This window comes from Erythrobacter donghaensis, from assembly GCF_001557325.1.
GTDB lineage: Bacteria > Pseudomonadota > Alphaproteobacteria > Sphingomonadales > Sphingomonadaceae > Erythrobacter > Erythrobacter donghaensis_B.
Genome location: NZ_LSJS01000153.1, coordinates 1 through 8,473, shown reverse-complemented (window position 1 = coordinate 8,473; position 8,473 = coordinate 1). Strand labels below are relative to the sequence as shown.

12 protein-coding genes are annotated in these 8,473 nt (G+C 68.0%); 9 read left to right on the top strand and 3 right to left on the bottom strand.

The window, feature by feature from the left end; translation table 11 throughout:
• Positions 1 to 781 (top strand): chromate transporter (locus AX692_RS08955; RefSeq protein WP_196491782.1); only part of this gene is annotated, 781 nt, incomplete at its 5' end.
• A gap of 15 nt (positions 782 to 796) precedes the next feature.
• On the opposite strand, the gene AX692_RS08950 is transcribed toward AX692_RS08955, so the two are convergent.
• Positions 797 to 1,237: an RrF2 family transcriptional regulator gene (locus AX692_RS08950; RefSeq protein ID WP_073974664.1), complete on the bottom strand. Its 441-nt coding sequence runs from the start codon at positions 1,235 to 1,237 to the stop codon at positions 797 to 799.
• A 131-nt stretch (positions 1,238 to 1,368) separates the two neighbouring features.
• Between AX692_RS08950 and AX692_RS08945 the strand changes: the two genes are divergently transcribed.
• Positions 1,369 to 2,559, top strand: a complete 1,191-nt coding sequence (locus AX692_RS08945; protein ID WP_073974663.1) for a phospholipase D-like domain-containing protein — start codon at positions 1,369 to 1,371, stop codon at positions 2,557 to 2,559.
• Here the strand turns inward: AX692_RS08945 and AX692_RS08940 are convergent.
• Positions 2,537 to 3,178, bottom strand: a complete 642-nt coding sequence (locus tag AX692_RS08940; RefSeq protein ID WP_081095227.1) for a TetR/AcrR family transcriptional regulator — start codon at positions 3,176 to 3,178, stop codon at positions 2,537 to 2,539. The two genes, AX692_RS08945 and AX692_RS08940, sit on opposite strands and share 23 nt — an antisense overlap.
• Before the next feature lie 144 nt (positions 3,179 to 3,322).
• Between AX692_RS08940 and AX692_RS08935 the strand changes: the two genes are divergently transcribed.
• The 4 genes from AX692_RS08935 to AX692_RS19620 all read left to right on the top strand — a co-directional run bounded on the left by AX692_RS08935 (position 3,323) and on the right by AX692_RS19620 (position 5,179).
• A complete protein-coding gene (locus AX692_RS08935; protein ID WP_073974662.1) occupies positions 3,323 to 3,952 on the top strand; it encodes a hypothetical protein in 630 nt (209 codons plus the stop codon).
• A gap of 77 nt (positions 3,953 to 4,029) precedes the next feature.
• On the top strand, positions 4,030 to 4,542 hold the full coding sequence (locus AX692_RS08930) for a DUF1993 domain-containing protein (RefSeq protein ID WP_073974661.1): 513 nt from the start codon (positions 4,030 to 4,032) through the stop codon (positions 4,540 to 4,542).
• Positions 4,542 to 5,024: a lactoylglutathione lyase gene (gloA, locus tag AX692_RS08925; protein ID WP_081095225.1), complete on the top strand. Its 483-nt coding sequence runs from the start codon at positions 4,542 to 4,544 to the stop codon at positions 5,022 to 5,024. Before AX692_RS08930 ends, gloA begins: the two co-directional genes overlap by 1 nt.
• On the top strand, positions 5,006 to 5,179 hold the full coding sequence (locus AX692_RS19620) for a hypothetical protein (RefSeq protein ID WP_155644777.1): 174 nt from the start codon (positions 5,006 to 5,008) through the stop codon (positions 5,177 to 5,179). The genes gloA and AX692_RS19620 overlap by 19 nt, the downstream gene beginning before the upstream one ends.
• Before the next feature lie 110 nt (positions 5,180 to 5,289).
• On the opposite strand, the gene AX692_RS08920 is transcribed toward AX692_RS19620, so the two are convergent.
• A complete protein-coding gene (locus tag AX692_RS08920; RefSeq protein WP_073974660.1) occupies positions 5,290 to 6,810 on the bottom strand; it encodes a replicative DNA helicase in 1,521 nt (506 codons plus the stop codon).
• A 138-nt stretch (positions 6,811 to 6,948) separates the two neighbouring features.
• Here AX692_RS08920 and AX692_RS08915 point away from each other — a divergent pair, with 138 nt between their 5' ends.
• The 3 genes from AX692_RS08915 to AX692_RS08905 form a co-directional block, all read left to right on the top strand.
• Complete coding sequence (locus tag AX692_RS08915; RefSeq protein ID WP_230959614.1) at positions 6,949 to 7,482, top strand: UPF0262 family protein; 534 nt, start codon at positions 6,949 to 6,951, stop codon at positions 7,480 to 7,482.
• Between the two features lie 5 nt (positions 7,483 to 7,487).
• Positions 7,488 to 8,210, top strand: coding sequence for a glycoside hydrolase family 25 protein (locus tag AX692_RS08910; RefSeq protein WP_073974659.1), 723 nt, complete (start codon positions 7,488 to 7,490; stop codon positions 8,208 to 8,210).
• Positions 8,189 to 8,473 (top strand): cytidine deaminase (locus AX692_RS08905; RefSeq protein WP_230961050.1); only part of this gene is annotated, 285 nt, incomplete at its 3' end. The genes AX692_RS08910 and AX692_RS08905, both read left to right, overlap by 22 nt.

Sequence of the window (8,473 nt, the reverse complement as noted above, 5' to 3'; positions counted from 1 at the left end):
CGCGCTGCCGTTTCCGCTGATCGTGCTCGGGGCGGGGGCGGTCGGCATCCTGATCGCACGGCAACGGCCCGACCTGCTGGCGCTGAAGCCGGGCAAGGCGGGCGCGGTGCTGCCCGCGCGGCCATGGCGCACCACCATCCTCGCGGTGCTCGTCTGGGGCGCGATCTGGGCCGCGCCGATGGCGCTGATCGCCGCCACGCTGGGCGAGAGCCACGTGCTGTGGCAGGTGGGTGCCTTCTTCTCGCAGCTTGCGATCGTCACCTTCGGCGGGGCCTATGCCGTGCTCGCCTACATGGCGCAGGAGGCGGTGCAGGGCTTCGGCTGGCTGCAACCCGGCGAGATGGCCGACGGGCTGGGGCTGGCCGAGACCACGCCGGGGCCGCTGATTCTGGTGACTCAGTTCGTCGGCTACCTCGCGGCCTTCCGCGCGCCTGAGCCCTTCACGCCGCTGGTCGCCGGACTGCTCGGCGCGGGGCTGACGACCTGGGTGACCTTCGCGCCGTGCTTCCTGTGGATCTTCGCGCTCGCGCCGTGGATCGACCGGCTGGGGCAGGCGGTGTGGCTGAAGGGCGGGCTCGCGGCGGTGACCGCGGCGGTGGTGGGGGTGATCGCCAACCTCACCGTGTGGTTCGCGCTCCACGTGCTGTTCGCCCGCGTCGGTGCGGTGGAGGCGGGGCCCCTGCGGCTCTCGTGGCCGGAGCTCGCCAGCTTCGACTGGCGAGCGGGCGTGCTCGCGGCGCTCGCCTTCGCGCTCGCCTTCGCGCTCGTCCTTGTCGGCTAGCCCCGCGGCTCGCGGTCAGACCGTGTCGCCCTCGAACGGGGGCACCGGCGCGATCGGGTCGGAGAGGCGGATGGTGTCGAGGATCTGCGCGGTCCGGTCGCGCACGTCGAGCATCAGCGCGCGGGTGCGGCACTCGCCTTCCTCGAGGCAGTTCTTGCATTTCTCGTGGGCATAGCGGCTCGCACAGGGCACCAGTGCGAGGCTGCCGCGCATGTGGCGGATGAGGTCGCCATAGGTGATGTCGAGCGGGGGGATGGCGAGCCAGTAGCCCCCGTCGCGCCCGCGCAGCGATTCGACCAGCCCGGCGCGCGCCAGTTCGGACAGGATCACCGTCAGGAACTTGGCCGGGATCTTCTGCGTCTCGGCGATCGCGGCAAGCTGCACCGGCCCCTGGCCATAATTGTCGGCAAGGTGCTGCATCGCGCGGATCGCATAGCGGGTCTTCTGCGAGAGCATCGGACACCGTCTATCCGCCCCCCGGGCAGGGAGGTCAAGCGCGGCAGGCCGCTGCTGCACGCTCGCAAGCCTGCCCCCGTTCACCGCGCGAGGCTGTCAACCCGCCGCAAGGGTGCGCTAGACCTGCCGCCATGGCCACCGCCCCCGCCGAATCGCCCGCCGATGCGCCCGATTACTGCGATCTCGATCCTTTCAGCCTGCGTGCGGCGGGCCACGATTTCACCTTCTATCCCCACGGGCAGGACCGGCTGAAGGCGCTCGTCGCGCTGATCGAGAGCGCGCGGGAGAGCCTGCGCGTCTTCTACTACCTGTTCGACAGCGACGTCTCGGGCACCATGGTGCGCGACGCGCTGGTCGCCGCCGCGCGTCGCGGGGTCAAGGTCGACCTGATCGTCGATGATTTCGGCAATGATGCGGGCGCGGCGTTTTTCGATCCGCTGGTCGAGGCCGGCGGCAGTTTCGCGATCTTCAGCCCGAATTGGGGCACGCGCTACCTCGTGCGCAACCACCAGAAGATGACCATCGCCGACGGGGCGCGGGTGATGACCGGGGGCGCCAATGTCTCCGACCACTATTTCGCGATCCCCGCCGAGAACGGCTGGTGCGACCTCTCGGTGGTGATCGAGGGGCCGGTGGTGGAACAGTTCACCCGCTGGTTCGGCCTGCTCCAGAGCTGGGTCGCCAATGCGGCGGAAGGACGCACCCGCCAGCTGCGGCGGCTGCGCGACATCGTCAAGGACTGGGACGGCGGAGACGGCCCTGTGCGCCTGCTGGTCGGGGGGCCGCTGGTGCGCAAGGGGCACTGGGCCTGGGTGCTGCGCAAGGATCTGGTCGGCGCCATACGGCTCGACACGGTCTCGGCCTATTTCTCTCCGCCGAGGAGCTTCCGCCGCCTGATCGCCCGCGTCGGCCAGCGCGGACAGGCACGCATGATCATGGCCGGCAAGTCCGACATCGCCGCCGCGATCGACATGGCGCGGCTGCTCTACGGCAAGCTGCTGCGCGCGCGGGTGCGGATCTTTGAGTTCGGGATCTGCAAGCTCCACATGAAGCTGCTGGTGGTTGACGACATCGCCTATGTCGGCAGCGCCAATCTCGACAAGCGGAGCTTCCGCATCAATGTCGAGCTGATGGTCAGGATCGAGGATGCGGGGCTGGCGGCGGAATTGCGCAAGCTGATCGACCATCTCGAAGCCTCGAGCGAGCCGATCACGCCGGGCTGGTATGCCCGCAACAGCACCTTCTGGAACCGGCTGCGCTGGCGGATCGCCTACTGGCTGAGCCTTGCGGATTACCGCATCAGCAAGGCGGGGACGCGCTGAGGGCGAGGGGAGGCACTGGTCCGGCGGCTTCGATCGACGGGTCTGCATGCCCCGGCTTTCGTTCGAGCTTGCTTCTCAGAGCCGCGACTATCGTGTCGGCAAGCGCCGGATCCTCGACTGCGCGGGCCATGGAGATGCCGCCCGAGAGCATGGCGAGCATGGCGATGGCTTCGGCCTGATCGGCCTTGCTGTCTCCGCTGGCCATGCCCGAGGCGAGAGTGTCGATCGCCCGCCGCAGTTGCGTCTCATAGGCCGAACGGGTCTCAGCGTCGGCGCGCGCGACCTCGCCCGTCAGGCTCTGCAATGCGCAGCTTTCGGCAAGGTCGCAGCTGCGCCGGTCGGTGAGGTAGAAGTCGACGAAGCGCGCCACCCACGCGCCGCCCTCTGCCTTCATGCCGGCGATGCCATCGGCAAGGTCGGCCATGCCGGCCGCGACCGCTTCGCGGAAGGCGTCCTTCTTCGACCGGAAGTGGGCGTAAAACGCACCGGAGGTGACCCCGGCAGACTTCGCCAGACCGTCGACTCCCAACCCGCCATAGCCCTGGCTGCGGAAGCCCCGCCCCGCACTCGCGAGTATTTTCGCGCGGCTTTCTTCTTTTTTACCAACGGGATGTGACATGAACACCGCCTTCCAAATAACGAACGCTATTTTGTCGTTGACTACATAACGATCGCTATATTATCACTGCATCACGGTCGTTATATCGCGATCGTGATGCCGAGGCAAACGCTGCGGCATGCCCATGCCGATAAGGAGCCCCCCATGGCCAAAGCCTTCGTCTACACCGAACTGCAGAACTCCCTCCCGTTCGAATCCGCGCCGTGGCGCGAGCTCAATCCCGTGATCCTCGAGCAGCCCGGCTTCCGCAACAAGACCTGGCTTTCGGGCGTCATCAACAACTCGGTCGGCGGGTTCTACGAGTTCGATTCGATCGAGAACGCCAAGACCTTCGTCACCGGCTATTTCCCGGGCGAGGCGCGCAAGTTCGGCGTCGCCCAGACCACGCGGGTGTTCGATGGCGACGTGGTGGAGGAAGCCAGCCGCTATCTGAACTCGGTCCACTTCGGCGGCACCGTCACGGTTACGCCGGGCGCCTTCGTCTATACCGAGGCGCAGATTTCCGCCAATTTCGCCGACGCCCCGTGGCGCGCGATGAACCCGATTCTCAAGGCCCAGCCGGGCCTCTTGCACAAGACGTGGCTGTCGGGGGTGCACACCCAGTCGGTCGGCGGCTTCTACGCCTTCGATACGGTCGAGAACGCGACGCGGTTCGTGACCGACTATTTCCCGACCGAAACCGCCGGGCTGAACGTCGCCTACACCACCCGCATCTTCGATGCGGCGCTGGTCGCCGAAGCGAGCCGCGGGGTGAACTCGCAGTTCTTCGGCTGACCCCCGCGCGGCCGGCGCACTCCCCCATGCGCCGGCCGCAACCTTGCGATGACCCCTGGCGACAAAGGACCATGACAATGGCGATTGCCACCCCCGCGCTGATGCGCGCCGTGTTTACCCATCATCTCGAACGGCTCGACGCCCTGCTGGCGATCGCGGCGGAGCAGGCCCCGGACGACGAGGCGATCCTTGCCGCGCGCCTCCATCCCGACATGCATCCGCTGGTCCGGCAGGTCCAGATCGCCTGCGACATCGCCAAGAATGCCGCCGCGCGGCTGACGGCGACGCCGGCGCCGTCTTTCGCCGATGACGAGGACAGCATCGCTGCCCTGCGCAGGCGCATCGCCGACACCCTCGCATTCCTCGCCACCATTGAAGAGGAGGCCTGGGCCGGCGCCGAAAGCCGCCGCGTCGCCTTTGCTTTCGGCGGCAGGCCGGTCGAAGCTGGCGGAGAGGATTACCTGCTCGGCTTTGCCGTGCCGAACTGCTTGTTCCACACTGCAATCACCTACGCGATCCTGCGCAACCTCGGCATCCCGCTGGGCAAGCGCGACTTCCTGGGTTCGCCGCAGGGACTTGAGGGGCTGTGATGACCACGCAGCTTCAGGAGACACCCGCTCCCGCCGCCCCCACGACCGGCCTGCTCGGCCAGCCGCGCCTGCTCCACACCATGATCCGCGTGCGCGATCTTGGCCGCAGTCTCGACTTCTATGTCGGGCTGCTGGGCATGCGCCTGCTGAGGCTCAAGGACTTTCCGGACGGCAAGTTCACGCTCGCCTTCGTGGGTTACGGTGACGAGAGCAGCACGGCGGTGATCGAGCTGACCCACAATTGGGGCACCCATGACTATGACCTCGGCACCGCATGGGGGCATATCGCGCTGGGTGTCGCTGATGTTGACCGGGCGGTCGCCGAGCTCCGCGCTGTCGGGGTCAGCGTGGTTCGCCCTGCCGGCCCGCTCAAGGGCGATCCGAGCGAGGTGATCGCCTTCATCGAAGACCCGGACGGCTATCGCATCGAGCTCATCCAGAAGACGGCCGAGGAGTCCCTGAAATGGACAGCTCTGCTGTAAACGCTGCTCACCGGATTGGCATCGCCGTGCTGGCCCTTGCGCTCTACGCGCTCGGGCTGCCCGTGCCACTGATTGCACCGACCGAATGGCTGATGCCGGCTAACCGGGCGACCTTGCACGGCCAATGCTGCGCGACGAAATCCGCCATGATGTAGGCGCAAGGCCCAATCCTCACCGATTGCTGAACTTCGGAGCCGTCATTCTGCTTGCCGCTCAGGCCCTGCCATCCACGCCCATCCGGCAGCACCCCGAAACCCGCCCCTCGCTATTCGTAACCGTAGTCCGAATAGTCCTTGAAGTTGGGCGAGGTGAACTTGGTGATGTCGCTCTGGAAGTGGAGCGGGACGTTGCCGGTCGAGCCGTGGCGCTGTTTCGCCACGATCAGCGTCGCGCGGCCGACCAGCCCCTCGAACTTCTCCTCCCACGCCCGGTATTTCTCCTGCACGTCCGGGGTGGAGGAGGCGTCGGGCGTGTCGGGCTTGACCAGCAGGTGGTAATAGTCGCCGCGGAAGATGAACCACACCATGTCCGCGTCCTGCTCGATCGAGCCGGATTCGCGCAGGTCGGAGAGCTGCGGGCGCTTGTCCTCGCGGCTTTCGACCGCGCGGCTGAGCTGGGAGAGCGCGATCACCGGAACCTGCAATTCCTTCGCCAGCGTCTTGAGGCCGCGGCTGATCTCGGAGATTTCGTTGACGCGGTTGTCGTTGGCTCTCCCCGAGCCCTGCAGCAGTTGCAGGTAGTCGACGATGATGAGGCCGATGTCGTGCCGCCGCTTCATCCGCCGCGCGCGGGTGCGCAGGGCGGCGATGGTGAGCGCGGGCGTGTCGTCGATATAGAGCGGCAGTTCGGCCAGGCGCTGGCTGGCGTAGGAGAGCTTCTGGAAGTCCTCGCGGGTGAGTTTACCGCTGCGCAGCGCCTCGGAGGAAATCTCCGCCTGCTCGGCAAGGATACGCGTCGCCAGCTGGTCAGAGCTCATTTCGAGGCTGAAGAAGGCGACCGGCGCGCCGTAGTTGAACTCGCCGCCGTTGCGCTGCCATTCCAGATGCGCCTCGGCGCAATTGAAGGCGATGTTGGTGGCGAGCGAGGTCTTGCCCATGCCCGGGCGCCCGGCGAGGATCACGAGGTCGGAATTGTGGAGGCCGCTGGTCTTCTGGTCGATGGTCGCGAGGCCGGTGGTCTTGCCCGACAGGCCCCCGCCGGAGTTCATCGCGGCCTCGGCCATCTTGATCGCGGTCAGCGCCGCCTCGCGGAAGGTCGCCGCCTCGCGGCCGGTGCTGGCACCCTCGGCGACCTTGAAGAGGTCGGCCTCGGCCTGCGCGATGCGGTCCAGCGGCGAGGTGTCTTCCGAGGTGTCGAGCGCGCCTTCGACAAGGCCCCGCCCGACGCTCACCAGCTCGCGCAGCAGGGCCAGGTCGTAGATCTGCTGGGCCAGCTCGCGCGGCACCAGTAGCCCAGCGCCGCTGGCGGTGAGCTGGGCGAGGTAGGACGTGCCGCCCAGCTCGCGCAGCGCCTCGTCCGCCTCGAAGAAGGGGCGCAGCGTGACCGGCGAGGCGGTGGCGTTGCGCTCGATCAGCGCCAGCACGCGCTCGTAGATGCGCGCGTGGAGGGGCTCGAAGAAATGGTCGGGGCGGATCGGGACCGGCAGTTCCTCGATCACCCGGTTGTCGATCAGCACCGCGCCGAGGAAGGCGGCCTCGGCATCGAGATTGGCGGGCAGCTTCTTCACCGGCAGCTCGCTGCCAGGGTCTTGGGGTTTGATCGGGGTGACTTTTTCGGGTTCGGCCATGGGGGGCCTGATGCGCTCCCCGCCCGGTCGGAGCAAGGGCGAAGCGGGGCGATATTTATTTCGCACGCTGTGGATAGTGGGGAGAGTGCGTCGAAGTGCTTGAAGTGCGTGCCCTCGATCTGCGAAGGCGGGGAAGTCATGGCCGATACGCCGCCCGATTCCCTGCCTCCCTCCCTCGCGCCCGGCGCTGCGGGGGCGCAGCGCATTGCCCAGGTCACGCTCGACGAGGCGACGATCCTGTGGCGCAATGCCGATGTCGAGCAGGAACGCCGCGTCGCGATCTACGACCTGATCGAGGAAAACACCTTCAGGCCGCTGCGCAGCGCGGAGCGCGGGGCGAGCGGGCCCTACCACCTCCACCTCTCCGTCACCGACGGGCGGCTGGCGATGGACATCAAGGACACCGCCGACCTGCTGCTCGAGACGCTGCTGATCGGCATGGCGCGCTTCCGCCGCCCGATCCGCGAATATTTCGCGATCTGCGACAGCTATTATCAGGCGATCCGCAAGGCGACCCCGGCCGAGATCGAGACGATCGACATGGCGCGGCGCGGCATCCACAACAACGCCGCCGAACTGCTGCTCGAGCGGCTCGAGGGCAAGGTCGAGACCGATTTCGCCACCGCGCGGCGGCTGTTCACGCTGATCTGCGTGCTGCACATCAAGGGCTGAGGGGTATGGCCAGGACATCCAAGGCCCGCGCGCGCCGCGCGCCGCGGCGCTGGCTGCTGCGGCTGGCGGCGCTGCTGGTGCTGTTCGGCCTCGCCTTTGCCGCGTGGCTGTGGTGGGACATGCGCAGCTGGCGGCCCGAACCGGCGCTCTATCCGGAGCAGGGCGCGCTGGTGCCTGCGGGCACCGCGCCGGTGCGGTTCGAGACGCTGAAGGCGATCGGCGCAAGCTTCGTCTACTTGCCCCTCGCCAGCGGCCCGGGCGCCGACGGCCCCGGCGGCTTCGCCGACCGCTTCGCGCAGGCCCGCCGGGCCGGGCTCAAGGTCGGCGTCGTCCTGCGCTTCGACCCCTGCCTCGGCGCCGACGCGCAGAGCGGGGTCTTCGCGCAGATGGTGACGCGCGACCCCGACCTGCTGCCCCCCGCGATCGCGCTCGAGCGGCTCGCCGATGCCTGCGACCCCAGAGTCAGCGACGCGGCGGTCGAGAGCGAGCTGATGACACTCATCAACCAGATCGAGCTCCACGCGGGCAGGCCCGTGATCCTCAAGCTCGCTCCCGCCTTCGAGGCGCGCCACCGCACCGCCGCCGCGCTCGCCCGCGACCTGTGGCTGGCGCGCGACCGGGCGCGGCCGGACTATGCGGGGCGGCCGTGGCTGCTATGGAGCGCCAACAGCGCCCGGGTGACCGAGGCGGGCGAGGAGCCGGTGGAATGGGTGGTGGTGCAGAAGTGATGCTCGATAGCGCACAGGAACAGGCCCTGATCGCCGCCGCCTTTGCTGCGGCCGAACAGGCTTATGCCCCCTATTCGGACTACCCCGTCGGCGCGGCGCTGCTGTTCGATGACGGCGCGGTCGTGACCGGGTGCAATGTCGAGAACGCCAGCTACGGCCTGTCGCTCTGCGCCGAGACCGTCGCCATCGCCAAGGCGCTCGGGGAAGGGCGGCGCGGGCATCTTCGAACCAATGCGGTTGGCGCCAACCTCAACCGCGAATGG